Consider the following 26,829-nt stretch of genomic DNA (forward strand, 5'->3'; position numbering starts at 1 on the left):
TCCGCCGCTTTCCACTATTTAAATCACCCGAAGGTTCAATAAATAGCTTCACGCTCGACTTGCATGTGTTAGGCACGCCGCCAGCGTTCGTCCTGAGCCAGGATCAAACTCTCAAATTAAAAGTTTTATTACCTGTCACTCAATGTGACGCTGGTGTTAAATGTTTTTCATCTCAAATTAATATCTGGGATGTGCTTGACTTGCACTGTTTAATTTTCAAAGACCAAATTTGTTTTTGAAACAATTTGTTTCGTTGCGACTCTTAACACTATATCAGATTACTTTTAATGTGTCAAGTGTTTTCTTGAAGTTTTTTGAAGTAACCTCCGAATAAATTCGAAGTCGTAATCCAATTATCCACTGTTGTTTGTTAGTAGTGAATCTTACCGTCGTTTTTTTTCGACGACTCTTAATACTATAACAGATTCCATAGAATTCGTCAAGAGTTTTTCAAACCAAATATAGTATTTATTAATCTATATAAAAATATACACATTTTATAAAAAAACTTAAAAACAAGCTGAGGGGTTATGAATCCCTCAGCAACTCAAACAAACTATGATGTTACAAATCACCTAGTCCACACATTTATACTTTTAATCATTTAAATTCTGACTAATTAAACTCCAGATACCTTCTTTTTCAAAACCTCTTCTCCAAGAAGCTATTCCAGATAAATCATATTTTTTTATTAATTTTATCCTTTCTTTCATTGAATGTTCGTTTTCTAACCATACCTTATATAGGTCCCCATCCACTCTATACTCTCCATAATATTGATTAGTATTTTCATCAAACTTAACTTCCCCATTATATTTTCTGAGTAATTCTTCTGCCCTTTCCATGGATACAGCATACGGGGTTACATCTATTTCTCCATCTACAATTTCTTCTTTCCATATTCTATTATAAAAGGGAACTCCTAATATTACCTTATTATTAGGCACTTCATCTAACAAAGTCTTTATTCCTCTCTCTACCCATGGTATAGAAGCCACAGACCCACTCACTTTACTTCCCCTTGGATACTCATCATATGCCATCAATATTACATAGTCCACTAATTCCCCTAGTTTCTCTCTGTCATAGAACATAGACCAGTTTTCACTTTTTGATTTAATGGTTACATCTATAGACAGAGTTAAATCATTTTCTCTAGCTATAGGAGATAGCTCTTTTATAAATTGAGTGAACATATCTTTATCCTTTAAGTATACATTCTCAAAGTCTATATTTATTCCATCCAAATCATAATACAAAGCTAAATCTATAATTTTACTTATAACCTTTTCTCTTAATTTAGCGTCATTAACTATTTTATTAGTACGTTCAAGATTAAAGGCATTATTAAATACTCCCCATACTTTATAGTTATTTCCATGGGCCCATTTAACATATTCTTTACTTCCTTTATCGTAAAGGTTCCCTTCTTCATCCTGTAGTTCAAACCAAGTAGGTGCTATCACATCTAAGCCCTGGACCTCTTTTAATTTATTAGCACTAGGGGTAGTTCTATATACAAACTCCCATGTTATATTAATCTTTTCACTTTTTTCTTCTTCTTTTTTTACTTCTTTTTCTTCATCATAATGTATCAATCTCTTCATATCAACATCACTATTCTTTACATATCCAGATAACCCTCTAGAGGTTCTAGCATATGACCATTCTTTTTCTGTATCATATATAAATACTTCTTCGTCTATATCAGCTATATCCTCTACTTCAGACCATACACTTTTTTTCTTTCTTAGCCTAGCTTTATTTTTTGCTACCGCCAGTCTTTTTATAGAACCTTTTTTATCAATAATTAAAATATCTGTATCTTCAATATAACTGTAACTATAATCAGAATGTTCTTTAATAAAATCAAAGTTTATAAAAGCTTGTCCATCTTTGTATAAGAAGGTATTTTTATTTTCTACAAACTGTTGATTAACTTTTATCGTTAGTTCTTCACTATAAAATCTAAATATCTTATTCCCATCATAAAAAACACCTATTTCATTTTTAGTATCCCAGACCATGTCTAAATTTAATACATCCTTCAAAATGTCTATATTAACAAAGCTCCCCTCATCATTATTAATTATATCTCCCCTATATGCTTTCATTTGCCCATCTAAAACTAACCTCGTATCTTCCGGCATTGTATAGGTAGGAGTAGCAATTAAATTTGTATGAGCTACCAATACATAAATTGATACAATCCCTAAAATAAATGCAGTTACCAAAAGACCTAAAAAAAGTTTTTTCATCCCACACATCCTTTACTATTTTTTATCACTTTGCCCATAAACTAAGGGATGGTAATATACCATCCCCTTAATTATATCATATTATTTAACTAATTCTTTACCTCTATTGAAGGCTTTTATATTTATATCAACAAATTTTTCTTTAACATTTTCTCTTATAACTTCTTCCCAATCAACTTCATCAATATTTAGCGCCTTAACTAATCCACCTAACATAACGATGTTTTGAGTCCTTATATTACCTATCTCATTTTTTGCTATATCCACAGCATTTATAACTGTAGTATCAACCTTATTTTTAAGTCCTTCAACTACACCTTCTGGATACTTAGCTTCTCCTGTTAAAATAGGTACTGAAGGTATACCATATTCATTTATAACAAGCTTACCCTTTGGCTTTAAGTGGTCTATCCATCTTTCAGCTTCCATTTTTTCAAAAGCTACAACTATATCTGCTTGCCCCTTTCCTATAATAGGAGAGTAAACTTTTTCACCATATCTAACTTGGGTAGTAACACTTCCACCTCTTTGGGCCATACCATGAACCTCTGACATTTTAACATCATAACCTGCTTTTATTAACCCCGATGATAAAACCTTACTGGCAAGTATTATACCTTGCCCACCTACTCCAACTAGTAAAATATTATTTATTTTTGACATATTATTCACCCACCTTTTCTATTGCATCGAATAGACATATTTGTAGACATACATCGCAACCTACACACATAGAATCATCAATAATAGCACCAGTATTATCATCAAAGGATATCGCTGGACAACCGGCTTTTAAACACATTTTACATTTTTTACATTTTTCACTGTCTACAACACAAGACTTTCTATCTAAACCGTACTCTTCAATTTCTTCCTTAGTTGATTTTTTAAGAACACAAGGCCATTTTGTTATTATAACCATAGGCTCTTCAGTTTCCATAGCTTTGTCGATTGCTGCTTTTGTTGCTTTTAAATCTAAAGGATTTATAACCTCAATATGTTTTACTCCAATAGCTTCACATACTTTTACTAAATCAATCTGCTCTGTTACATCACCCATTAATGTGTACCCAGTTCCAGGGTTTTCTTGATGTCCTGTCATTCCAGTGATTCTATTATCAAGTATAATAGTAGCAGCATTACCTTTATTATAAACTATATCTATAAGACCCGTTATTCCTGAATGGAAGAATGTAGAGTCTCCTATTACACCAAAGACCTTAGTGTCTCTACCATTAAATTTGCTAGCCGCAGCAAAACCATGTCCAGCACTCACACTGGCTCCCATACAGACACATGTATCCATTGTTGAAAGTGGCGGAGCTGAGCCTAAAGTATAACACCCTATATCTCCAGTTACAACAGTATTTTTCTTCTTGCTTAACTCATAGAATAGTCCTCTATGGGGACATCCAGCACACATAGTAGGAGGTCTTCCCACAACTTTCTCTTCATTCTTAGCAACAGCTTCTCTTTTTTCACCTAGAATAGCTTCTGCAATAATATCTGGGTTTAATTCTCCTACAATAGGTATTACTTCCTTACCTATAACATCTATTCCCATAGCTTTTATCTCTGTCTCTAAATAAGGTTCCAGTTCTTCTATTACATATAGTTTATCTACTTCATTAGCAAACTCTTTTATTTTTTCCTTTGGTAATGGGAAAGTAAAGCCTAACTTAAGGTATGATACCGTATCACCAAATACCTCTTTAGCATATTGATAAGCAACTCCCGATGTTATAATTCCTATCTTTTTATCATTCCACTCAAATCTATTTAACGGTGTATTGTTACTATATTCCTCTAATTTTTTAAGTTTTTCCTCAACAACAACATGTAGTTTTCTACCATTGGCAGGAGTAGCAACATATTTAGGTATATTCTTTTCATAAACTTTCATACCAACTTCTTCTCTATCATCGAATTCCACTAATCCTTTACTATGACAGATTCTAGTTGTAAGTCTTAGTAATATTGGTACATCATATTTTTCACTTATTTCATATCCAACTTTAACAAAATCTTTAGCCTCTTGACTATCACTTGGTTCAAGCATGGCTATTTTTGATGCTTTAGCATAATATCTGTTGTCCTGTTCATTTTGAGAACTATGCATTCCAGGATCATCAGCGGATACAATTATACATCCTCCATTTACTCCTAAATATCCAAATGTAAATAATGGATCTGCTGCCACATTAATACCCACATGCTTCATAGCTGCAAGAGTTCTGGCTCCTGCAATGGAACCTCCAATAGCAACCTCTAAAGCAACTTTTTCATTTGGAGACCACTGGGAATATATCTCCTTATAGTTCGCTACATTCTCCAGTATTTCAGTACTGGGAGTTCCTGGATAAGCACTTGCCAATGTTACACCAGCTTCAAAGGCACCTCGTGCTACTGCTTCATTACCTGTTAAAAAATTTTTCATAGATTACACCCCTTTACAAAATAAAAGTTTAAACAAATATATATTAATATTATTATTTAGCAATCAAACTTCCTAAAGCTATAGAGTTTAATTTTGCTTCATGGGTATCTGCCCTAGAAACCAAAACCACAGGGGCACTGGCACCCATAATAACTCCAGCCGACTTACCATTAGCAAAATATGTTAAGCTTTTCCCTATACCATTTCCTGTTTCTATATTAGGAACCAACAAAACATCTGTATCCCCTGCTACTTTACTATTATAACCTTTAATATCACAAGCTTCCTTTGATACAGCCAAATCTAAAGCCAATGGCCCATCTATGATAACCCCGTCTTCAAATTTTCCTTCGCCACACATATTCTTAAGTTCATTACCATCTACGGTGGCTTGCATCTTCGGATTAACCTTTTCCTTAGCAGCTAAAGCAGCAACTTTAACTTCATTATTGCCTAAAGATTTAACTACCTTTACAGCATTATTCACAATCTTAACTTTGGTATCTAAATCAGGATATAGATTCATACCCCCATCGGTTAAGAATAATAACTTATGATATGTTGGTATCTCATATACCATTACATGACTAAGTAAGCTGTCAGTTCTCAATCCATACTCTTTATTAAGAACTTGTTTAAGTAATATTGAAGTATCTATTAAACCCTTCATGATAAAGTCTGCTTTTTTACTACTTACATATTTAACTGCTAATTCTGCCGACTCTTCTAAACTTTCAGAATTCACCATCTCAAATCCATCTATATTCAATTTAGACTCATTAGCTATTGTTTTTGTCTTATCAATGTCTCCTATTAAAATAGGCTCTACAATGCCTAGCTCTTTAGCTTCGACAACAGCTTTTAAGACTTCTTCATCTTGGCAAGATGCTACGACTAATCTTTTAGATTCTTCACCCCTAGCCCTATCTAATAAAGCTTCTAAAGATCTTATCACATAACCCCTCCTTTTATTTTAAAAAAACCTTTTCCTATGACATATTCCTTTAGGCTCCTACATATATATTCAAAATACTCTAAAAAATACTCCACTATACCTATTCTACATTAGTACTTTTATTCCTTTAATTATTTTTCTTGAGTTTGTGAACTTTTTGTAATATATAAAGACTCAAAAAGTTCATATAATTTTAAAACCTATTACATATATATACCTTTGTCCATGTTTCTATTACAAAAAAAACACCCCACCTTATATAACATGGTAGAGTGTTTTTATATTTCTTCTTTAACTTAATCCTTAATCTTCTCCAAATGTCTCTTACAAGATATAGTTACTTGATCTTCTGGATTTATGCTATAAGCTTTTTCTATATCTTTAGTTGCCTTTTCCATATCTCCTTTTTCCAAATAAGTCATACCTCTGTTACAAAGTATTTCAAAATCATTGGGTCTATTTTCTATAGCTTGAGTAAATTTACTAATGGCCTCATCATGCTGATTCAGTACCGCTAGACAAAGTCCTAACTCATTTAAAGACTCTACTTGGTTTGGATACATGGCCAATACCTTTTCAAACTGATCCTTAGCCTTATTATATTGTCCAAGCTGACGATAACCAAGACCTATCATAAACAATAAATTCCACCAATCGGTGTACTTTTCTTCTAAGGGTAGTAATTTTTTAAGACCTTCCTCGGCATTCCCATTTAAAACCTCAAGATATCCCTCTTCATACTGAACATCATCTTCCATATCTTGTAGATTCTTTTTTATTTCCCCTATTCTTTCGTCATCATCATCAAAATCTAAAAGTTTCTCCCACATTATTTGACTCTTTCTAAATTGCTTACTATTTCTATAATGAAACCCTAGTTTATAATAGCCCGGAGCAAATGTAGGATCTAGGTCTATTATATCTTCAAACTGTCTAGTTGATTCATTTAAGAAGAAATTTCCATCATTAATTTTTTTAACTTTATAAAGTTTTTTTGCCTTCTCTTCTAGGGATAAGGCATAATTATATAAAGCGATTACATTTTCTTTGTTAATATTTACAAGGGCTCTAAAATATATCATAGCTTCATCTATGGCCCCTTCTTCTATAAACTTTAATCCTTTATATAATATATAATCTTCAATCTTTTCATCAAAACTATATATAATCTTTTTATAATCATTAAAGTATTTAAACTCTGGGTCTACACCCATAGTATATATCATACCCTCTATAAAAGAAGTTATCTTTAGTTCCTCTTGAGCCCTCTGTTCCTTTACTTCAGTAACTAACTCATCTACAGTCATTGGTAGTGGTATATCACTACCAACTTTATATCCATTTACATCAATAAAAGAGTTAGGCTTTAACTCTATAAAAGAAAGATTTTCTGTCTTTTGTTTAAAAAATTCATTAATGTTTTTCATTATACCACCTATCTATTTTAATATTTTATGAAATATAAGATCATCAACATAACCATTTGTCTTTTCATCAAAATGGTGCATATGTACACACCCAGAAGAGGTAAATCCACATTTTAATAGTGTACTTACCGATGATGGGTTATTACTATAAACGTAGGCTCTAGCAATTTTTACCCCCTCTTCTTTTAATCTATCTAAAGAGTAATTAGTAAGTCTTTGTCCAATTTTTTGACCTCGGCATTTCTTACTTACTGCCGCCGTTAAAAAACAACTATGATTTCTACCTTCTTTTCCTCTCTTGCCCCTAAATACACCTAAAATTTTCCCATCCTCTTCGGCAACATATAAACACATTCTAGGCTCATCTATCCATTGTTCTATTTCTTCTTTCTTTTCCACTTCACTAAAGGAAACCTCAGCTTTCTCATGGTGTAACTCCTTAAAAAAGTCTACCACTTGATTAATATCTTCTTTTTTAATATCTCTAAATCTGACCTCCACTTTCATCCCCTCCTATTTATATAAATCTAACATAAACATTCTCTTTCTTCTATTACTTGTACTTAATATATCAAACAAGACCCCCCTATATATCATAGTAAAGGAGAAAATAAGTTGCCCTAATAAATATCTTACTATACTAAAAACTGATACATTAAAAAATACCCCTGTATTATAAGCTAAAACATCACTGATTATTGTTCCTGTACTATAATACAGTATTAACATAAATATTATATTAGGTATAAACCATTCTATCCAATTATCCTTAATAAACTTAAAAGCATATACAATACTTTCCCATGAAGAATAATGTTTTTGATATATGGCTTCAGGTAAAGGATTTAATAAAAGTAACACTAGAATCTGTATTATTAATGCCAATGCAATATAGGACAAGAAAGGTAATATCCCTTGTAATGCCCTTGCTATAAATTGGTCAAATACAAACCTAGCAATCCATCCTATGAAAAATACCGTATATATCTTCCATAGATATACTTTAAATCCATCTTTAAAATCCTGAACAGTAAATTTGCCATGGTTAACTATATTATATAAAAGATATAGAAAGTTTGATGTAATAGCACTTTCTGCTATAATCAGTATTAAGCCAGCAAATAAACTTAATATAAAGCTCATAGATAGTATACCAATAATTTTCATTAAGACTATGGATATAACTGGATACGCAATTCCTATAAATATAATCAACCAATTTTTACCAAATAGTTTTAAAGTATCCTTAACACATTTCCTATTTATATAATATAGATCTCTAAAAAAACTCAATAATATCACTCCTTAAAAAAGTCAATTGTTACATCGGAGGTTTTACATTTATTAATATTGTCTAAAGTATTCTTTGCATTATAGTTAAACATAATCAAAGTTTCTCTTTTTTCCATTTCTTTCAGATTATAGTCATTATTAATAAACTTAATAATATTAAAATTAAATTTTTCAAAATGGATCTCTTTAATTATTTTTTTTACCTTTATATCCTTATAATCGGATAAATATTTTTCTACATTTTTTTCATTTCCTAAGAAATCATGTCTTATGGACCTTATCTCTTCTTTATCATAGCTGTATATAAACTCAGGTAAATTAGGATTCTTATTATTATAGATGAAATCATACTTTAATACTTCATTAAATACTCGGAGATTATCTCCTATCTTTTCCCTATAAAATTCAAAAAATATTTTATACAAATTCTTTTTACTATGATTTCTTTTATGATATTCCTTTTGTTCCCAGTATAAACTGAAATCCTCAAAGAAGTCAAATGGAGATGAGTAGTAGTTATTTATTGTATAGCCAATGGAATGAATAAAATCTGTTTCGTTACCATACTTTTCTACTAGATCTTCTATTATCTTTAACCTCAATATCTCTTCATAACTTATATAACTGGTTTCCAAGACTTCATAAGGAGCTTTATTAATAAATTTAAACCCATGCTCCCCTTTCTTATCCCTTAATTTTGATCCTTTGAGTAACTTCAAAAAACCTAACTGTAACTTATCTGGTTTTAAGTCATATACATCATTAAAAGAATTTCTAAAACTTTGATAATCCTCATAGGGAAGACCTGCTATTAAATCTAAGTGCTGATGGATATTACTATAATCTTTTATCCTTTTTACAACTTCACTTAACTTTTTAAAATCAGTAGTTCTATCTATGGCCTTAATAGTTTTTTCATTAGTTGACTGAACACCAATTTCAAATTGAAATAAACCCTTAGGAACTTTTTTCAAAAAGTCTAACATTTCATCATCTAACAAATGGGCCGTAACCTCAAAATGGAAATTAATATTTTCAACATTTTGCTCCATTATAAAGTTCATTATATCAAATGCATATATTTTATTTGCATTAAAGGTTCTATCCACAAATTTAACTTGTCTTACTTCTGCATCTATGAGTTTCTTCAAATCAGACTTTACCCTCTCTATTGAAAAAAATCTTACTCCATTTATAGTCGAAGATAAACAGAAGTTACAATTAAAGGGACATCCCCTTGAGCTTTCAAAGTAAACAATTTTATTTCTAAATTCAGATAAATCCCCATCAAATGGAGATGGTATGTCATCTAAATTTTCTATTGCCAGTCTAGGTTTAGTCCCGATTATTTGATCACCAAATCTATATACTAATCCGTCTATATCATTAAAATTATAATCTTTATTTTTTAATTCTAATAATAAGTCTTTAAATGTTTCTTCCCCTTCTCCATAAATTATAAAATCTATAAAGGAAAATTTCTCTAACATTTCTTTGCTATTAAAGGACACCTCTGGTCCTCCCAATATTATCTTTATATCCTTCTTTACAGTTTTTAATCCCTCTGCTATTTGCAAAGTTTCATCTATATTCCATATGTAGCATGAAAAAGCCACAATATCCGGCTTTTTCTTAAAAATTTCCCCAGTTATAAAGTCTACATTCTGGTTTATTGTATATTCCTCTAAATCTATATTAGGTAAAACATCTTGACAATAGCTTCTTAAATATCTTATAGAAAGAGAAGAGTGTATATATTTTGAATTTAGGGTGGTTAATAATACATTCATATAAACGACCTTCCTTACTTATAATATTAGTTATTGTATATAGTTAATTATGTCCTATTTCTCAGCTTTTACTCCAAACCATACTATCTCTCCATATTTTTTGAATCCTAAGGTTTCAGCTAAATTTATTGATGGATTATTATCTGTAACTATATGTACATAGGGAACTCCTCCATTATCAATTACCTTTTTAGCTAAATCTACGGAAACCGATATGGCTAATCCTTTTCCCCTATGTTCTTTTTTAGTATACATAATACCCATTGTACCATCTTCCCTAAGAACACACCAAGATATGGGCTCACCATTTTCATCAAATACAGCTGAACTAGGTCTTGTTTCTATGCACTCTTTTATATAGTTATAGGATTCATCATCTTTATATGTATAATACTTATCTAAAATTTCCACATGTTGTACATCTAAACTTCCAACTTCATGATTTATATTATCTAAATCCAAATTTTCTTTGTCTAAATAATATAAATAGCAATGCTCCTCCCAAGCTATCTCTTTCATATCTTTAACCATATCATAATATTTTTTTAATACTCCAGCAAAATTTTGTTCTTTACTATAATCTAATCCCTTTAACATACTTATTATAACATCATCGTCTTCTCCAAAGGGAATATTCCACATACGACTATTTACAACAAACCCTTTAGGATTTACCTTATTATCAACATATATATCCCACTCTTTTTCATACTTCATTGTATTTACTGCATTTAAAGTACCTATTTTATCAATATTTATTAGTTTTTCAATAACCTTTTTATCCTTTATTTTTTCCATATTATTACCTCCACTATAAAAATTACTAATACATTATATCATAGTAGTGAATTTTTAAAAAATATAGTAATAACTATATCCTATACCCCACTATATGTAAGAACCTTATATCATCATAATCATAATTTATCAATGGATATTCAAACCTATCATAGGTATGGGCTGCTATAAATATGTTTTCCGGCTTTCTAGGTTCATCGATTTTCACCACAATAGGACTATGATTGAATTTATCATCATAATTAAAGTTAAGCTGTATTATATCTCCTATTTCCAAATCATCAATTGTACACTCTTCTGCTATAGGACCTCTATTTTTATTATTAATAAGAAACTTATATAGATATTCAACACTAGTCCATGATGGGGCCCTATTGTTCACACTTGTATAATACCATCCAGTCCATCTTGAATAATCCATAACACATCCCCCAGCATGAAGTATTTGAGATGCAAAATTAGTACAATCTCCACCTATGCCATCAAAATTGTAGTACTTAGGATTTCTTTCAAAAGCCCATTTCTTAGCATATCTATAAGCAGCGTCTCTATCATAGGGAAATATATTACTATTAGTATCCTTAAAGTTTTCCTTCATATCAAAACCCCCATTTTTTCCTGATATTATATCTTATTTCAATATGAAGTTAAGTGTTAATAGAAATTCTGAAGATTAACTAAACCTTCTTATACTTCCATGTCCCCTTTTTAAACCACCCTCTATTTATTAAAGCCTCTATTATAACCGATAAACTAATAGCTATCCACACCCCATTGGAACCAACATTTAACATCTGACTTAGTATGTAGGCAAAGGGTAATTTAAATGCCCAATTAGCTATAAGGGACGATACCATAGGTGGCATTGTATCTCCTGAACCTTTAAAGGCTCCACCTAATACAATAGTAAATACAACGAAGATTAAACCTACATATGTAATCCTTAAATAGTTAACCCCTATATTTACAACTTCCATATTTTTACTTTCAAATAATAACATTATGAACTTTGGAAAAACAAAATAAGGTATAGAGAAAATAATCATGTTCATTATTGCTAGTTTCAGTCCATCCTCCACCACATTTTCTGCTTCTTTAATATCCTTTTTCCCTAAATTTTGTCCCACTAGAACAGAGATAGCCATATCCAGACCTGCTAAAAATATAAATACTAAGTTAAACATCCGTCCTCCTATGGTAAAGGCTGAAACGGCTTCTGCTCCAGATAATGAGGCTATTTTAAACATTAAAAATCCGGTTATAGGTCTTGAGACTGCTTGTATAGCTGAAAAGAAACCTATTTTCAAAATTCTTTTTACAGTATGTATACTGATTTTAAAATTCCTTATAATCTTTGATACCTTACCATCAAATAACTGCTTTCCAATAGCTAAAGCCATAAAGATAAAAGCAACTATATTGGATGTAGCCGTGGCTATAGCGGCCCCTTTAAAGCCTAGCCCTTCAAATGAGCCTAATCCAAATATAAGTATAGGGTCTAAAACAACATTTATAATATTCATAATCACAAAAATTATCATAGGGGTTTTAGAGTCTCCCCTCGCTTGAAGTATTGCTCTACCTGTTAAGTTAAAAAACATAAAAGGTACTCCTAATATAACAAACTGTAAATATACAATTGCATAATCCTTCATTTCTTTATTATCATTAAATATGCTTAGTAGTTGTTCCCTAAATACATAACATACTATAGCTATTATAGTACCAAAGAATAATGATAAAAATAATGACTGTTCTGTTATTACCAATGCATCTTTTTCATCTTTTTTACCCATACTTCGTGCAATTAAGGCTATACTCCCTGCTGCTATTAATTGAGAAAATACAATAAATATCTCTAATATGGATGTTCCTATTCCAACAGCACCTGTAGCTTCAGTAATACCGATTCTGTTTATAAACCAAGTATCTGCTAACTGCAAACAGGTTTGTAAAAACTGGCTTAGCATAAGTGGCCATGCCAATGTCCAAATTTGATTGATCCTTCTTTTATTAACTAACCCCTTCTCCATTCCTTATCCCCTCATTCCTTTCTTTTTTGTCCATTCTTATTTATTTTTCTTTCTTAAATCTTAATCAATAAAATCTCCGGAGAATGAATTCTCCTCTACGTTTCAAAAGGATATTTTATGATTGTCCCCCGGACAGGACATACCCTGTCCCTACACAATAATTGTAGCTTCAACCTCAGTCGAAGGTCTCCTTATCTATTCTTTATTCTCTATTATTTGTTCTTTGTTTTTAACTTTCTTCTTTCTTCTTTTAACTTTCTTCTTTAAATTTAAGTAGTTTAGGGTATCTAATAAAAGCATATACAATTATAACATATTATAATTTAAAATTATAATTTTTTCTGGTTTATGATATAATTATAACAAGGATAAATATAGGGGGTATGCCAATGTCGTATATGACCATAAGGCAAATAAGGCATCAAATGTGCCTTAATAAATTAAGAGAACTGGGCTGTAAAGTTGTGAAAATCCAAGGGGTTATGTTCTATGTAAAATATCAATTGGATGATCTAAAGATTTCTTATATGTATCATATAAATCAAGATAATACATATTATTTAGAAAGAATTAAACCTTACATTGTATCAGTTGGAGACCTAAAATCCGAAGAGGATATTGTCAATACTATAAAAATAGATATTGAACAATTTAAAAATGCAAAAAAAAGTAAAAACTTTAAGGACTTCATAACAGTGGATAAAGAGATTTCTACTACAGTTAGAGCCTTTGAAGATTTATATCTATATTATAATATTTCAAAAGAAGACACTAGACTCATAAAGGATGAAATTAATAGTGTAAAGAAACTATTAAAAGAAGTGAAAAATAGAAGTAAAAGGGTTTATCACGATAAAGATCCTGAAGTTTTAGAAGATTTATAAGCATTTTTTGCTAAATCCCTTTACTTTCTACTCTTTTTTGTTGAAATTTATATTTTTTTAGTAATTTTTGAAGGTATTAATTGTTTTTTATAGAATTATAACTTTAAAGATATAAATGTAGTAGAGGAAGGAGTAGATATTGGTGAATGAATTTGACAAAATTTCAATTGCTGAAATGTCAAAACAGGATATGTTGATGATAATAGAAGCCTTGGATTTCACTGGTAAAAATGCCAATGAAAATGCCTTTTTAAATTTAAAAGATAGTATAATTAAAGAATTGAGTGTTTTATATGGTGGTAATGAGGAAGACTTTATAAATTATCTAAGAAAAAAATAAGTTATTATGTTGTAAAATAAAATTAAATGCGGTCTAATGACCGCATTTTCTATATACAACCTAATAGCTATTTTTTTATGTTTTTTATAAACCTATAAGTACCTGTTTTGGTTTTTATATAGGTGATAATATGTTCTTGACTTTTGAAACGTTTTAATACTAAACAATCATTTAACAATGGATGTTTAAAACTATCACTTTCTTTAAACTTAAACACATCGGAACTACTACCTACCTCTATCCTTAAATTTTGGGGATCAATCCTTCCCTTTCTTAGTTTATATATATATTTACACAAACTATTTATAAATAGCTTTCCATTAAACTCATAATCACTATTATTTTCGCAAAGACCTGTTAACCCTATAATAAAAAGATTTTTATATTCCGATTCTTTTTTATTACCTTTCATTATATTTAGTGTTTCTTTAAGTGTAGGAAAATAATTTTGTTGGTGGATTCCATTTAATAAATTTAATAAACTAATCTTCTTTCGTTCAAAATCTATGGAATAGTTCCCACGATATTTAGCTATATTGATTCTATAACAATTACCATATCTATTATTAAAATCTATTTGAGAAAGATTTATGACATCTTCTTTTATTTCTTTTATTATATCTTCATAATCCCTTTCTTTACCTTCCATAATTAAATAAATAGCTTTTGATAATAGTATAGCTTCCAATAATGTCTCAATGTTCCCTGTTGTATATAGAACATTTTTTATTACTTCATCTTTTATTATATCCCAATTAGTATTTGATAATATAATAGGTAAAATTCTAGTATATATACTATCATCAATATCATTAAAATAATTTAAATCATTATTATCAATAATATTTATTAGTGACCCATTATATCCATTTTTATAATAATACCACAGATCTAACTCCTCTTTAAATCTCCTATAATCTATGCTATTCCCTATCTTATCCTTTAAAGGTTTTAATGACTTTATGGTCATTATCATAGTTTGAGTTATATAAGACCACTTATATATATTATCCTCTATATCTGAACATAGTTTATTATTGATATAATTAAAGCTACATCCCTTAATATCCTCATAAGTAATTTTCAATATTAGATTATTAATTTTATCTATTATCATATACCCAAAAACCACCCTTGTTGCTTTTATTGTAGTAACCTTATATCATTATTGCCAATATGATAAATATTCTTCTTTAAATTGTTTATAATATTTGTTCTTATAGTGTAATACTTTATGTGAGTATGTACTTTCGGCTGGATTTATCCTATGACCCCTTGATGCCATATATCTCTTTAGCCCATATTCTCCTCTATTATAGGCAGTCAGTATTTTGTGTATATCACCATTAAGGACTTTGGATAAATATTGAAGTTGAGTGGTAAACAGAAAGATATTATATTTGGGTTTAAATAATGAGTTGGGTTCATATTTTATACCCAGATTTTTCGCCAGTGGTTTGGCAGTATTTGCCATAAGTTGACCTAACCCTCTTTCTCCATGGGTTCCTACAGTCATTGTATCAAAGTTACTTTCTACTCTTATTAATCCTAAAACTACAAACAAATCAAGTTCTTTTTTATTACATTCCTCTATTAAATATACCGCTTCTTCTTTGGTTAATTTTGATATTTCCTGTATAAACTCAATCTGTTCATCTTCTGTAGCCACATTTTTAGGATGCTTAAAATACAACACCTTTCTTTTAGCCATATCTCCAAAGTCTAGTCCACTATAATTTTGTTCATTTAACATTATACCATATACTGTGCTTCCTAATAATACTATTATAAATAAAATTATAAAAAATAAAATTCGTTTTTTCACGACAAAATTCCTCCTTTTTTAATGCACGGAAGTCATTATATAAATAATAACTCTATCAGTCAATATTGTTACAGTATCTTAACTAATCCATATGTAGTAGTTTTTACGTATATAGTATATATTTACTGTTATCCTCTAGTTTAATCAATTATTTTTTCTCATTCGACAAATTTGTACTTTTTGTAACATTTTTATACTGACATAGAATGAAGGCGACTTTGGTGCTTCTTTGTTCTATGCAAGGTACAAAGAGTAGAGAATTGACGAGACCATAAATTTATGTAGGAACTCAATACATTGAATCCCTTATGTCTTCTTCTAGAAGACCTATTATGCCAAAGACTGTATTTTTTAAATAATTTTATTAATGTCATATATTATATGGCATTAAAATAGGCCTGAATATATTCAGAACCTACATTGGAAATAATAAATAAAAAAATAGGCACCTTTTATATGCCTATTTCCTTATTTTTATTAAATTTTAGTGCGGGGAATAACATCCTTAAATTGTATGTTATTGTCTATATTATAAATTATTAGTTACTTTTTGTAAATAGATATTTAGATATTTTTTGATTTTATTCCCTATCAAACGATTATTTTCATACTTTTCTACATTTTTCTACATTTTATTTTTCAATATTCAGCTTTATGTGCTCCTTCATTCTACTGATAGGTATAGTTTTTAAAATATTCCAATTTAAACAATTATCACAGTATCCAATAATATACACACTGTCTTCCTTTGTTTTAATCCTTATTCTATCTTCCCTATCAACTATCTGAAATCCACAGAACTTACATCTAAAATCCATTAATATTTCTCCTTTAAATACCACTATTATTTATCTAATATCTCTTTTGGTATATTGTCTTCATTATAAATCTTAATTCCTTCTTTACTTAATAATTCCCCAGTTATACCATTTCCCTTTATTCTTTTACCGGAAAAGGTTCCATCATATATTTCCTTATATCCACATGAAGGACTTCTAGATTTTAAAATTGCAATAGTAGCATCAACATCCTTCGCAATCTTAAGGGTTTCCTTGGCTCCCTTTATAAAATTTTCTGTAACATCTTTTCCTTCTTTGTTAATTACTTTTATGTTCCCCTCACTATCTTTTTTTATCTCACAGGGAACCCTAGGGGTAGACAAACCTCCCAATTGTTCTGGACAAACTAAAATAGCCTTCCCTTCTTTTAGTAGATTTAAAATGTCCTTATTTAAATTATGTTTTCCGTCATATCTACAGCTTATACCCGCTAAACATGCGCTAACTATATACATAATGTTTTTTCACTCCTCTACTTTAAATCTACCACTGTAACTCCAGTTCCACCTTCACCATGTTTACCTAGTCTATACCCTTTAACATGACGCTGACTTCTTAATAATTCGCTTATTCCCTGCCTTAATATACCTGTCCCTTTACCATGTATAATTGTTATTCTATTTAACCCAGCAATATATGCATCATCTAAATACTTATCCACATCTAAAACGGCTTCTTCTAATGTTTTACCCCTAACATCAATTTCACTTTTTACACTTTTACTTTTAGCTCTTATTATGGATTTAGTTCCCGGCTGTTGACTAGATTTACTATCTCCTTTAATTCTTTGTACGGTGGATACATGGACATTTACCTTCATAATACCCACTTGAACAGCAAGATTTCCACTTTCATTAGGTGGATTAATAACTGTTCCCCTTTGATTTAAATTTAATAATTTTACAGTTTCTCCAGCCTTAAGGTTTTTAGGTATTTTTTTAGCCTTTTTAGATAAAACATTTTCTGCTAAGTCGTCGTCTATCTTATCTATGCTACCCTTAAGGGTATCTTGTGCTTCTTGAATCTTTCTTCTTCTTTCCTTTTCAATATCTGATGATATATCTCTAAGCGCCTTAACTATTTCATCAGATTCCTCTTTTGCTTCCCTCACTATTTTTTTAGCCTCTTGTTTTGCTTCCCTAATAATCCTTTTTTTCATATCATCAGCTTTAGCCTTTTTGCTCTGTAACTCTTCTTTAAGCTTATCAATCTCTTTTTTCATTCTTTCGGTTTTCTGTCTATTCTCTTCAGTTACCCTTCTATCCTTTTCTATACTAGCCAATACATCTTCAAACTCTATATTTTCTTTTGAGATTAACTGTCTAGCCCTATCTATTATATAATCTCCTAATCCTATCCTTTTAGATATCTCAAAGGCATTGGATTTTCCAGGCACTCCAATTAGCAACTTATATGTTGGACTTAAAGTCTTTACATTAAATTCCACAGAGGCATTTTCTATTCCTTCAGTAGTTAATGCATATACTTTTAGCTCACTATAGTGGGTTGTAGCTATAGTTCTTATTGATTTACTGTGTAAATAGTTTAATATCGACATGGCAAGGGCAGCCCCCTCTGTTGGGTCAGTTCCTGCTCCAAGTTCATCAAATAATACTAAACTATTTTTATCAACAGATTCTAATATATCTACAATATTGGTCATATGGGAAGAAAAAGTACTTAAACTTTGTTCTATACTTTGTTCATCTCCTATATCAGCAAATAACTGATCAAACACAGCCATATGTGAACCATATTCTCCAGGAACTTGAATCCCCGATTGAGCCATTAAAGTTAAAAGTCCCACCGTCTTTAACGTTACAGTCTTCCCCCCTGTATTGGGACCTGTAATAACAAGGGTGTTAAACTTTTTACCTATATATATGTCTGTAGGTACTACTTCATCCTTAGGAATTAAAGGATGTCTACCCTTCTTTATATTGATATATCCTTCATTATTTAGTATTGGTTTAGAACCATCCATATCTAGGGCTAACTTGGCCTTTCCAAAAACTAAATCAAGGTTTGATAGTATTTTTTGATTTTCTTTAATGCCTTCACTCTCTTGTGCCACCAAATTAGTTAGTTCTGCAAGAATTCTTTCTATTTCTTCTTTCTCTTCTAATTTTAATTCCTTCAATTGATTATTTAGTTCAACTATAGCCATGGGTTCAATAAAAAGAGTGGCTCCACTTGATGATTGATCATGAACAAGCCCAGGTATATTTGATTTATACTCTTGCTTAACGGGTACAACAAATCTATCTTCTCTTATTGTAATTAATGCATCCTGTAGATATTTTCTATTTGTGGATGAATTAATTATAGAGTTTAATTTATTTCTTATAGATCCATTTTTACTTTCGATCTTCCTTCTTATATTTCTCAATTTAGAGCTGGCATTATCTGAAATTTGATCTTCACCTATAATTGCATTATAAATATCATCTTCTATATATTTATAGGTATTGAGACTATATATAATACTTTCAAGTATGGGATAATTTGAATCCCTATCTTCTTTATCCTTTTTCATGTAGCTTTTTAGGCGTCTTGCTGCCCTAAGGGAATCGGCAATCCTTAATAAATTTATAGGCATAAGAGTTGATCCTATCTCCGCCCTTTTCATATCCTTTAATACATCATGTATCCCTCCTAAAGGAGGTCTTCCCCTTTTTATTATAATATTAACTGCTTCATCGGTTTGATTTTGCATGTACTTTACATCTTCAATATCCGTTGAAGGTTTTAAATTCTCTACTAAACTTTTACCTAAAGATGATTCTACCATATTATTTAGCATATTTTTAATTTTATTGTATTCTAAAACTTTCAGTGTTCTATCGTTCATTTTATCCCTCCCCACAAAATAGACAAAATTATAATACTCCTCTGAAGTAATGTCCCTTTGTAAAACCTGTTTTTTGTCTATATTTATCAATAAACTTTATTACTTCATCTTTTCTAATATTTTTATTTGCATACTCAAAAAAGATATCTTGAATATCTTCTACTTCATCTTTTTCCATAGTAAAGTCTAGTCTTATCATATTCACTCCACTATCATATATATTGTTTATATGTTCCAATGCTAATAAAGGTTGACTATTATATATTATTGTGGTATTATTTTTCCTCTTAATATTAAAAGTCATACCCTTTCTATCCCTTAGACCAAATCCTTTTTTATAGCTACAATCCCCACAATTAGTTGAGTCTTTACATTTTCTAATTAAAGAGAAAGGACAATATTTAGTCACCATTACTGGAAGATAACCATAACCATAGGTTTCTTTTAACATGGGACCTCCCTTGGCTATGTTTGAAACTTGCTTTAATGTTAGCTCCGGTGATAATGTACCACTATCCACTCCATAATCATATAAAAATTTCATTGTATAACTATTAAATATATTAAGACCTATATCCCCATGTATATTTATATTATAATTATCTTTAACAAATTTCAATGTTCCAAGATTAGAAACACTAACACCATCTAATCTTTCTAAGGAATCTATAGTGGTCTTTAAATTTTTAAAATCTAAATTAGATAAAATTTTACCTGTATAAAAATAGGCTTCTTTATTATGATTTTTCACTTCATTAATACAATTATTTATGTCATCATGGAAATTAATATATACTCTATCTAGTTTATCTAGATTTAATCTTTTAAATTGTTCTATATTATCAACCTTGACACTTATTAAGCCTCTATCAGTATTGTTTAATTCACTATTAGATGCTATTATCCCATTAAATTTTGATACAATATTATCTTTAGTGGTATATTCTCTATTATTAGAGTTGGCTCTTTTTTCATTTAACTGTGTAACAGCTCTCCTTCTAAGCCTATTTAAAACACTTAATGACACCATGGCATTATCCTCTATATCTATGTCAATATGCTGCAGATGATATGGAGTATTCCCAAGTTTGCCCATTTGTTTTTTTACTTTATCTTCTTTCAGAGAGACCCTTCTAGCCTGTTCCACCTTTTCTTCACTTTCAATTGATATATAGTTTATATTATCCCAAAGATGTAGCTTTATAGATCTATCTATCTTAATTTCTATATTCATAAAAACTGGTATGGTAGTTTTATTACTATCTTCAACATAACTTAATTTTGCCCTTTCAAGTAATTTAATGTCAGAAGTCTTATATACTTCTAAGTCTTTATTGCCTTTACTATTTACTCTTTTAATCTTTACAATATCTCCCTTACTACCTCCAGTAACCGATCTATCATTTAATAATATTTCAGATACCTTAAGTCCAAAACTTACATCATCATTTCTTAACTCTATACCATCTCCTAAATTTAAATCCTCAATCAACTTAATATATATATAACTTTTGTCAGTATTTATGACTTTTCCTATATAAATACCTCTATTATTAGGTTTATCATATGATATAAAATCTCTATTATCTTTTCCTAAGATAAATCCCTTGGTAAATCCCCTATTAAAGATTTGTTTAATATCTTTCTTATCTTTTTGTGAGACATCTTTAGTATTATTAGATATAATATTTGTAAGGGCTTTTTTATAATTTTTAACTATAGTAGCAACATATTCTGGTCTTTTCATTCGTCCTTCAATCTTTAATGAAACTATGCCACTATTTATTATTTTGTCAAGATTATCGATGGTATTTAAGTCCTTTGGGCTAAGAAGATATTTATTATTATATCCTTGTAGTACTTCTCCTTCGTCATTTATAAATGTATATGGCATTCTACATGGTTGGGCACATCTACCTCTATTTCCACTCCGTCCTCCTATTATACTACTCATCAAACATTGTCCTGAATAACTTACACACAGGGCCCCATGTATAAATCCCTCAAGTTCTATATTTGTAGTATTAGATATATATTCAATTTCTCCAACGGACAACTCTCTAGCCAACACTGCCCTTTTAAATCCCATATCTTCTACAAACTTTGCCCCCATATAGTTATTTATCGTCATTTGGGTACTGGCATGTACTTCAAAGTCAGGAAGTACAGTTCTAATTATATTGGAAAGTCCCAGATCTTGGACTATAATTCCATCTACATCTATATTATAAAGATATAGTATATAATCTATAATTTCATTTATCTCGTTGTTATCTAATAGTATATTTACAGTAATATACACCTTCACCTGTCTAATATGGCAATACTGAACTACCTCTTTTAGCTCTTCATTGCTAAAATTAGATGCATATTGCCTAGCATTAAAGAGTTTTCCACCTAAATATACTGCATCCGCTCCATTCTCAACTGCAGCATATAATGACTCTTCACTACCCACAGGTGCTAATAGCTCCACCTTCTCTAACATATATTTCAACTCCTATTTTATTATACACAAATAAAAGAGTAGAAAACTACTCTTCTTTGATATTATACACAAAATATTATATCATTATTTTTCATTTCCTTTATCCTCTTTATCAAAAGTCTTTAAAAATTCATCCAGTTCCTTTTTAGTTTGAACTAATTCTATCTGATTTTCAAATAGCTTATCTTGAAGTTCATTTATTATTTTCTGTGATCTTTCAAGCTCCTTTTCTTTTAATTCTAGAGCTTGCTCATAGTTTTTCATCTTTTTCGAATAACCTTGACTATCTTTTTTAAACTTAAATAACTGTTCTTTATAGTTGTTACACTTCTCAGTTAAATGATTTATTTGATTCTTATATCCTTCAACTTTTTCTTCCATAGCATCTAACTTCTTTAAAGGTCCCATTACTTCCTTTTTTAATTCCTCTAGTTCGTTATAGTTTTTATAATACTGATCGGCTACATTAAAAGCAGTTAAAACTGCTGCCATAGTTTGACTTAACTTCTCATTACTCCCCAGTACCTTTTTAATTTGACTATCAACATATTCCGCTATATCTCTAATATACTCCTCTGGCTCTGTACCTATAACCGTAAATTCTTGCCCATTTATTTTAACTATAACTTTTTTCTTATCTGTCATAGTTTACACTCTCCTTCTCTTTAGAAGCTCATAATAAAATCTTTTCCCATAATATACTATTCCTTTTATTTAGCCCATTTTCCTGCTAAAAAATCAAAAAGATTTTAAAAAGCAAATAAAAAAGTAGGTAGCCCTACTTTCAGTATACCTTAAAAGTATATTTAGACAAAGTAATCAGAAATGGTAGCCATCCCGCAGGGTTTGTGAAAATATAGAATAAGGGAGAAAATTGTTTAGGATTCCACTGTCTGAGCATAGCGAGTTTGGAATTCTATTTTCGACCGTTTCTCTATATTTTCTAAATCCGAGGACTGGCGGACATTTCTGATTACTTTGTTAATACTATTAAAGTAGGTAGCCCTACTTTTTTATTTTCTTAGCTCAGCACCTAACTTATCCCTAAGTAATCCCAATACATTTTCATGTACTTTAGATACTTCCCCATCGGTTAAGGTTTTACTATGGGATCTATACTTTATTGAATAGGCAATGCTTTTTTTACCTTCTGGAATCTGACTACCTTCATAAACATCAAATAGGTTAACTTCTTCTACTATATCCTTTCCATTTTCCCATATTATCTTTTCTATATCTTTGACTAAAGTCTCCTTATCTAATACCAGGGCAATATCCCTAGTTATAGCAGGATACTTAGGTAGTTCTTTGTATTTTCGTTTTAAACTTGTTAATGCCGTTATTGTATTAAAATCTAGTTCTAATACATATACCCTTTCTTTCATTCCATAGTTTTCAAGGACATCGGGATGTATCTCACCAATAATCCCTATAAGAGTATTATTTTTAATAATATTGGCTGTTCTCCCTGGATGGAAAGTATTATGATTTTCTTCTCTAAAATATTCATACCCAGTTATTCCTAATCTATCAAACAACTTATCAACGGTACCTTTTATATCAAAGAAATCCACATCTCCATACATTCCAATACACAGATTTCTAACTTCATATGGAACCGATACAACTGGAGCCGACTTTGGAATGAATATATTTCCAATCTCATATGCCCATGCCCTATCAACACCATGATTGTAATTCTTAGTCAACACTTCCATCATATTAGGAATCAGTGTAGTTCTCATTACACTATAGTCCTCTCCAAGGGGATTTTTAAGCTCTACGTAGTTTCTCTTGGTACTATATTCAGGCAAATTAATCTTATCATATGACTTAGGACTTATAAATGAATATGTAGTTATTTCATTTAATCCCAATGAAGTCAGTATATCCTTAGTCTTATCTTCTATAGATCTTAAATAGGTCTTTTCCCCTTTAGTCAATGTTCCAACTAGATTGGTTGGCTTAATTTTATCAAAGCCGTATATTCTTCCTATCTCTTCTATTAAATCAGCTTCTAGATTCAAATCCTGCCTGAAACTTGGTATATTGGCTACTATTTCTCCATCTAGATAACTAGCATGTAAATTTAGTGTATTTAATATATTAACCATTTCCCCAGTTTCTATTTTAACACCTAATAGCCTATTTACTCTTTGGGGATTAACACTAATTTTTCTTTTATCAGACTTTACCTTATATCTATCAATAGCTCCCTTAACTACAGTCCCTGCTCCTGTTTCAGCTATTAATTGGCAAACCCTATCACATACTTCCTGAGATAAGTTCGGGTCTAAATCTTTCTCATATCTTGATGATGCATCGGTCCTTAATCCTAGACTTCTAGAAGTTAATCTCACACTTTTTCCATTGAAATTAGCAGACTCTATCAAAATAGTTTTAGTGCTTTCTGTAACCTCACTATCTAGTCCACCCATTACCCCTGCAACAGCTATAGGTTGTTTTTCGTCGGCAATTACTAGCATAGATTCATCTAATTCCCTTTCGGTATCATCTAGTGTTATTATTTTTTCATCTTTTTTCGCCCTTCTTACTACAACTTTTTTCCCTTGAACTTTATCTAAATCAAAGGCATGTAATGGCTGTCCCAGCTCCAACATAACATAATTTGTTATATCAACTATATTGTTTATAGGTCTAACTCCTGCTTCCATTAGCTTTCTTTGAAGCCACATAGGAGATGCCTTAACCGTAACATCCTTTATTACCTTTCCATAATATCTATTACATAAATCTGTATCTTTTATTTGAATATCATTTAAATACTTGGAAATATCATCTTCCTCATTCTTTATTGATATACTAGGGTATTTTAACTCTTTATTAAATGTGGCCGCTGTTTCTCTAGCCATTCCCACTATACTTAAACAATCAGGTCTATTTGGTGTTATTTCAAAATCTATCACTTCCCCATATAAACCTAAGGTTTCCTTTATATCTTCTCCCAATTGGTATTGTTTATCTAATATGAATATCCCATCTTTTTGTTCCTTTGGAATTACATTTTCGTTAATACCAAGTTCATTGGCAGAGCAAAGCATTCCATATGAATCCACTTTTCTAAGTTTACTCTTCTTTATTTTAAAGTTCCCTGGTAACTTCGCTCCAACTAAAGCCACTGGAACATAGTCTCCTTCATTTATGTTATCTGCTCCTGTTACAATCTGTAGATTTTCTTCTTCTCCCACATTTATTGTAGTAATCACCAGTTTATCAACATTGGGATGTTCTTCTATCTTCTCTATTTTACCAACTACTACCTTTTCTATTCCCTTATCCATTTTTTCAATAGAATCAACATGGGAACCTGACATAGTAAGTTTATCTGCTAACTCTTTAGTATCTATATCGACATTCACATACTCTTTAAGCCATTTAATTGGGACTAACATTATACTACTCCTCCTTATTATCTAATATTAAAATTGGTTTAAAAACCTCATATCATTGTCAAATAACAGTCTAATATTATTTATTCCGTATTTAACCATAGCAATTCTATCTATACCTAAACCAAAGGCAAACCCGCTATACTCATTGGGATCTATTCCACAATTTTCAAGAACCTTAGGGTGCACCATTCCACATCCTAATAGCTCCATACTCCAGCCAGTACCATGACAAGAATCACAACCCTTCCCTTTACATTCAAAGCATGATACATCAACTTCTGCACTTGGCTCTGTAAATGGGAAGTAATGGGGTCTAAATCTAGTCTCCATATCCGAGCCAAATATTTCTTTAATAAACATATCTATTGTATGTTTTAGATTAGCCATTGTAATATTTTTATCTATAACCAGGCCTTCCAATTGGTGAAACATTGGTGAATGGGTATCATCAACATCATCAAACCTAAAAGTTCTACCTGCAGAAACTATTCTAAGGGGTGGTTTCCTTTGTTTCATAACCCTTACTTGCACTGGAGATGTATGGGTCCTTAAAAGTATATTATCAGTTATATAAAATGTATCTGAAAGATCCCTTGATGGATGGTTTTCAGGTGAATTTAATGCATCAAAGTTATTGTGCACCGTTTCAATTTCCGGACCTTCTACTATATCAAATCCCATATTCATAAATACATTTTCTAAGTCTTCCTTTACCTTTAAAAGGGGGTGTCTATGGCCTAATAATTTTTCCTTTCCCGGCATTGATATGTCTATTTTCTCTTTTTCTAATTTAATTAACTTCTCTTTGTTTTTTAATTCTCCCTTTATCTTTTCTAATTCTTCTTCTATTTTCCCCCTCACTTCATTTGCCAGTTGTCCAACTATAGGTCTTTCTTCCTTAGGTAGTTTTCCCATCCCCCTAAGCACTTTAGTTAGTTCTCCTTTTTTACCTAAAAACTTTATTCTAATCTGGTCTAACTCTTTCAAATCAGAAGTTTTACTAAGATGATTTAAAGCTTCTTTTTCAATATTTTTTAATGTTTCCTTCATAATGTATTCTCCCTTCTTTATAAATATAGAGTAGGAGGTAGATAATTAATTTATCTACCGGCCTCTCACACCACCGTACGTACCGTTCGGTATACGGCGGTTCACTAAGACAATCTGAATTTTTCATACTGTGAAGATAAACTTGTAA

The 26,829-nt window shown here is 30.5% G+C and carries 22 protein-coding genes and 1 rRNA gene; 2 read left to right on the forward strand and 21 right to left on the reverse strand.

Annotated features, from left to right (window positions below; translation table 11 throughout):
- From V6137_RS16945 to V6137_RS17000, 12 genes are all read right to left on the reverse strand, one after another.
- Positions 1–119 (reverse strand): 16S ribosomal RNA (locus tag V6137_RS16945); the annotation flags it as partial.
- Between the two features lie 477 nt (positions 120–596).
- A complete protein-coding gene (locus V6137_RS16950; RefSeq protein WP_425449152.1) occupies positions 597–2,258 on the reverse strand; it encodes a glycosyl hydrolase family 18 protein in 1,662 nt (553 codons plus the stop codon).
- Positions 2,259–2,339: 81 nt separating this feature from the next.
- A complete protein-coding gene (locus V6137_RS16955; protein WP_425449153.1) occupies positions 2,340–2,921 on the reverse strand; it encodes an indolepyruvate oxidoreductase subunit beta in 582 nt (193 codons plus the stop codon).
- Between the two features lies 1 nt (position 2,922).
- Positions 2,923–4,695: an indolepyruvate ferredoxin oxidoreductase subunit alpha gene (iorA, locus tag V6137_RS16960; protein WP_425449154.1), complete on the reverse strand. Its 1,773-nt coding sequence runs from the start codon at positions 4,693–4,695 to the stop codon at positions 2,923–2,925.
- A 52-nt stretch (positions 4,696–4,747) separates the two neighbouring features.
- On the reverse strand, positions 4,748–5,650 hold the full coding sequence (locus tag V6137_RS16965; protein WP_425449155.1) for a bifunctional enoyl-CoA hydratase/phosphate acetyltransferase: 903 nt from the start codon (positions 5,648–5,650) through the stop codon (positions 4,748–4,750).
- Between the two features lie 296 nt (positions 5,651–5,946).
- Positions 5,947–7,077, reverse strand: coding sequence for a tetratricopeptide repeat protein (locus V6137_RS16970; protein ID WP_425449156.1), 1,131 nt, complete (start codon positions 7,075–7,077; stop codon positions 5,947–5,949).
- 12 nt (positions 7,078–7,089) lie between these two features.
- Complete coding sequence (locus tag V6137_RS16975) at positions 7,090–7,578, reverse strand: GNAT family N-acetyltransferase (protein WP_425449157.1); 489 nt, start codon at positions 7,576–7,578, stop codon at positions 7,090–7,092.
- A 12-nt stretch (positions 7,579–7,590) separates the two neighbouring features.
- On the reverse strand, positions 7,591–8,370 hold the full coding sequence (locus V6137_RS16980) for a hypothetical protein (protein ID WP_425449158.1): 780 nt from the start codon (positions 8,368–8,370) through the stop codon (positions 7,591–7,593).
- 5 nt (positions 8,371–8,375) lie between these two features.
- On the reverse strand, positions 8,376–10,160 hold the full coding sequence (locus V6137_RS16985; RefSeq protein WP_425449159.1) for a B12-binding domain-containing radical SAM protein: 1,785 nt from the start codon (positions 10,158–10,160) through the stop codon (positions 8,376–8,378).
- 54 nt (positions 10,161–10,214) lie between these two features.
- Positions 10,215–10,958 carry a GNAT family N-acetyltransferase gene (locus V6137_RS16990; RefSeq protein ID WP_425449160.1) on the reverse strand — a complete coding sequence of 248 codons (744 nt, stop codon included), beginning with the start codon at positions 10,956–10,958 and terminating at the stop codon, positions 10,215–10,217.
- 73 nt (positions 10,959–11,031) lie between these two features.
- Positions 11,032–11,556, reverse strand: a complete 525-nt coding sequence (locus tag V6137_RS16995; RefSeq protein WP_425449161.1) for an amidase domain-containing protein — start codon at positions 11,554–11,556, stop codon at positions 11,032–11,034.
- Between the two features lie 79 nt (positions 11,557–11,635).
- A complete protein-coding gene (locus V6137_RS17000; protein WP_425449162.1) occupies positions 11,636–12,991 on the reverse strand; it encodes an MATE family efflux transporter in 1,356 nt (451 codons plus the stop codon).
- A 389-nt stretch (positions 12,992–13,380) separates the two neighbouring features.
- On the opposite strand from V6137_RS17000, the gene V6137_RS17005 reads away from it, so the two are divergent.
- A complete protein-coding gene (locus tag V6137_RS17005; RefSeq protein ID WP_425449163.1) occupies positions 13,381–13,875 on the forward strand; it encodes a hypothetical protein in 495 nt (164 codons plus the stop codon).
- A gap of 142 nt (positions 13,876–14,017) precedes the next feature.
- The gene (locus V6137_RS17010) at positions 14,018–14,215 is read left to right on the forward strand and encodes a hypothetical protein (RefSeq protein ID WP_425449164.1); all 198 of its coding nucleotides are present in this window, start codon (positions 14,018–14,020) and stop codon (positions 14,213–14,215) included.
- A gap of 67 nt (positions 14,216–14,282) precedes the next feature.
- Here the strand turns inward: V6137_RS17010 and V6137_RS17015 are convergent, their stop codons facing one another.
- The 9 genes from V6137_RS17015 to pheS form a co-directional block, all read right to left on the reverse strand.
- Positions 14,283–15,332: a hypothetical protein gene (locus V6137_RS17015; RefSeq protein WP_425449165.1), complete on the reverse strand. Its 1,050-nt coding sequence runs from the start codon at positions 15,330–15,332 to the stop codon at positions 14,283–14,285.
- Positions 15,333–15,380: 48 nt separating this feature from the next.
- A complete protein-coding gene (locus tag V6137_RS17020; RefSeq protein ID WP_425449166.1) occupies positions 15,381–16,040 on the reverse strand; it encodes a lytic transglycosylase domain-containing protein in 660 nt (219 codons plus the stop codon).
- A 632-nt stretch (positions 16,041–16,672) separates the two neighbouring features.
- Positions 16,673–16,858: a hypothetical protein gene (locus tag V6137_RS17025; protein WP_425449167.1), complete on the reverse strand. Its 186-nt coding sequence runs from the start codon at positions 16,856–16,858 to the stop codon at positions 16,673–16,675.
- 26 nt (positions 16,859–16,884) lie between these two features.
- Positions 16,885–17,334 (reverse strand): 2-thiouracil desulfurase family protein, encoded by a 450-nt coding sequence (locus tag V6137_RS17030; RefSeq protein ID WP_425449168.1) that lies wholly within the window; start codon positions 17,332–17,334, stop codon positions 16,885–16,887.
- A gap of 17 nt (positions 17,335–17,351) precedes the next feature.
- Positions 17,352–19,730 (reverse strand): endonuclease MutS2, encoded by a 2,379-nt coding sequence (locus V6137_RS17035; protein WP_425449169.1) that lies wholly within the window; start codon positions 19,728–19,730, stop codon positions 17,352–17,354.
- A gap of 28 nt (positions 19,731–19,758) precedes the next feature.
- Positions 19,759–22,218, reverse strand: coding sequence for a U32 family peptidase (locus tag V6137_RS17040; RefSeq protein WP_425449170.1), 2,460 nt, complete (start codon positions 22,216–22,218; stop codon positions 19,759–19,761).
- An 84-nt stretch (positions 22,219–22,302) separates the two neighbouring features.
- Positions 22,303–22,863, reverse strand: a complete 561-nt coding sequence (locus tag V6137_RS17045) for a cell division protein ZapA (protein ID WP_425449171.1) — start codon at positions 22,861–22,863, stop codon at positions 22,303–22,305.
- Between the two features lie 368 nt (positions 22,864–23,231).
- Positions 23,232–25,631, reverse strand: coding sequence for a phenylalanine--tRNA ligase subunit beta (gene pheT / locus V6137_RS17050; protein WP_425449172.1), 2,400 nt, complete (start codon positions 25,629–25,631; stop codon positions 23,232–23,234).
- A gap of 27 nt (positions 25,632–25,658) precedes the next feature.
- The gene (gene pheS / locus V6137_RS17055; protein WP_425449173.1) at positions 25,659–26,681 is read right to left on the reverse strand and encodes a phenylalanine--tRNA ligase subunit alpha; all 1,023 of its coding nucleotides are present in this window, start codon (positions 26,679–26,681) and stop codon (positions 25,659–25,661) included.
- Positions 26,682–26,829 lie beyond the last annotated feature (148 nt).

It is taken from the genome of Dethiothermospora halolimnae (assembly GCF_037577855.1).
In the GTDB taxonomy this organism is placed as follows: Bacteria; Bacillota; Clostridia; order Tissierellales; family VENL01; genus Dethiothermospora; species Dethiothermospora halolimnae.

What these genes read in the sequence shown, in the direction of transcription:
- V6137_RS16950 (WP_425449152.1), bottom strand. Translation starts at nt 2,258, where the DNA reads ATGAAAAAACTTTTTTTAGGTCTTTTGGTAACTGCATTTATTTTAGGG.
- V6137_RS16955 (WP_425449153.1), bottom strand. Translation starts at nt 2,921, where the DNA reads ATGTCAAAAATAAATAATATTTTACTAGTTGGAGTAGGTGGGCAAGGT.
- iorA (WP_425449154.1), bottom strand. Translation starts at nt 4,695, where the DNA reads ATGAAAAATTTTTTAACAGGTAATGAAGCAGTAGCACGAGGTGCCTTT.
- V6137_RS16970 (WP_425449156.1), bottom strand. Translation starts at nt 7,077, where the DNA reads ATGAAAAACATTAATGAATTTTTTAAACAAAAGACAGAAAATCTTTCT.
- V6137_RS16985 (WP_425449159.1), bottom strand. Translation starts at nt 10,160, where the DNA reads ATGAATGTATTATTAACCACCCTAAATTCAAAATATATACACTCTTCT.
- V6137_RS16990 (WP_425449160.1), bottom strand. Translation starts at nt 10,958, where the DNA reads ATGGAAAAAATAAAGGATAAAAAGGTTATTGAAAAACTAATAAATATT.
- V6137_RS16995 (WP_425449161.1), bottom strand. Translation starts at nt 11,556, where the DNA reads ATGAAGGAAAACTTTAAGGATACTAATAGTAATATATTTCCCTATGAT.
- V6137_RS17000 (WP_425449162.1), bottom strand. Translation starts at nt 12,991, where the DNA reads ATGGAGAAGGGGTTAGTTAATAAAAGAAGGATCAATCAAATTTGGACA.
- V6137_RS17005 (WP_425449163.1), top strand. Translation starts at nt 13,381, where the DNA reads ATGTCGTATATGACCATAAGGCAAATAAGGCATCAAATGTGCCTTAAT.
- V6137_RS17015 (WP_425449165.1), bottom strand. Translation starts at nt 15,332, where the DNA reads ATGATAATAGATAAAATTAATAATCTAATATTGAAAATTACTTATGAG.
- V6137_RS17025 (WP_425449167.1), bottom strand. Translation starts at nt 16,858, where the DNA reads ATGGATTTTAGATGTAAGTTCTGTGGATTTCAGATAGTTGATAGGGAA.
- V6137_RS17030 (WP_425449168.1), bottom strand. Translation starts at nt 17,334, where the DNA reads ATGTATATAGTTAGCGCATGTTTAGCGGGTATAAGCTGTAGATATGAC.
- V6137_RS17035 (WP_425449169.1), bottom strand. Translation starts at nt 19,730, where the DNA reads ATGAACGATAGAACACTGAAAGTTTTAGAATACAATAAAATTAAAAAT.
- V6137_RS17040 (WP_425449170.1), bottom strand. Translation starts at nt 22,218, where the DNA reads ATGTTAGAGAAGGTGGAGCTATTAGCACCTGTGGGTAGTGAAGAGTCA.
- V6137_RS17045 (WP_425449171.1), bottom strand. Translation starts at nt 22,863, where the DNA reads ATGACAGATAAGAAAAAAGTTATAGTTAAAATAAATGGGCAAGAATTT.
- pheT (WP_425449172.1), bottom strand. Translation starts at nt 25,631, where the DNA reads ATGTTAGTCCCAATTAAATGGCTTAAAGAGTATGTGAATGTCGATATA.
- pheS (WP_425449173.1), bottom strand. Translation starts at nt 26,681, where the DNA reads ATGAAGGAAACATTAAAAAATATTGAAAAAGAAGCTTTAAATCATCTT.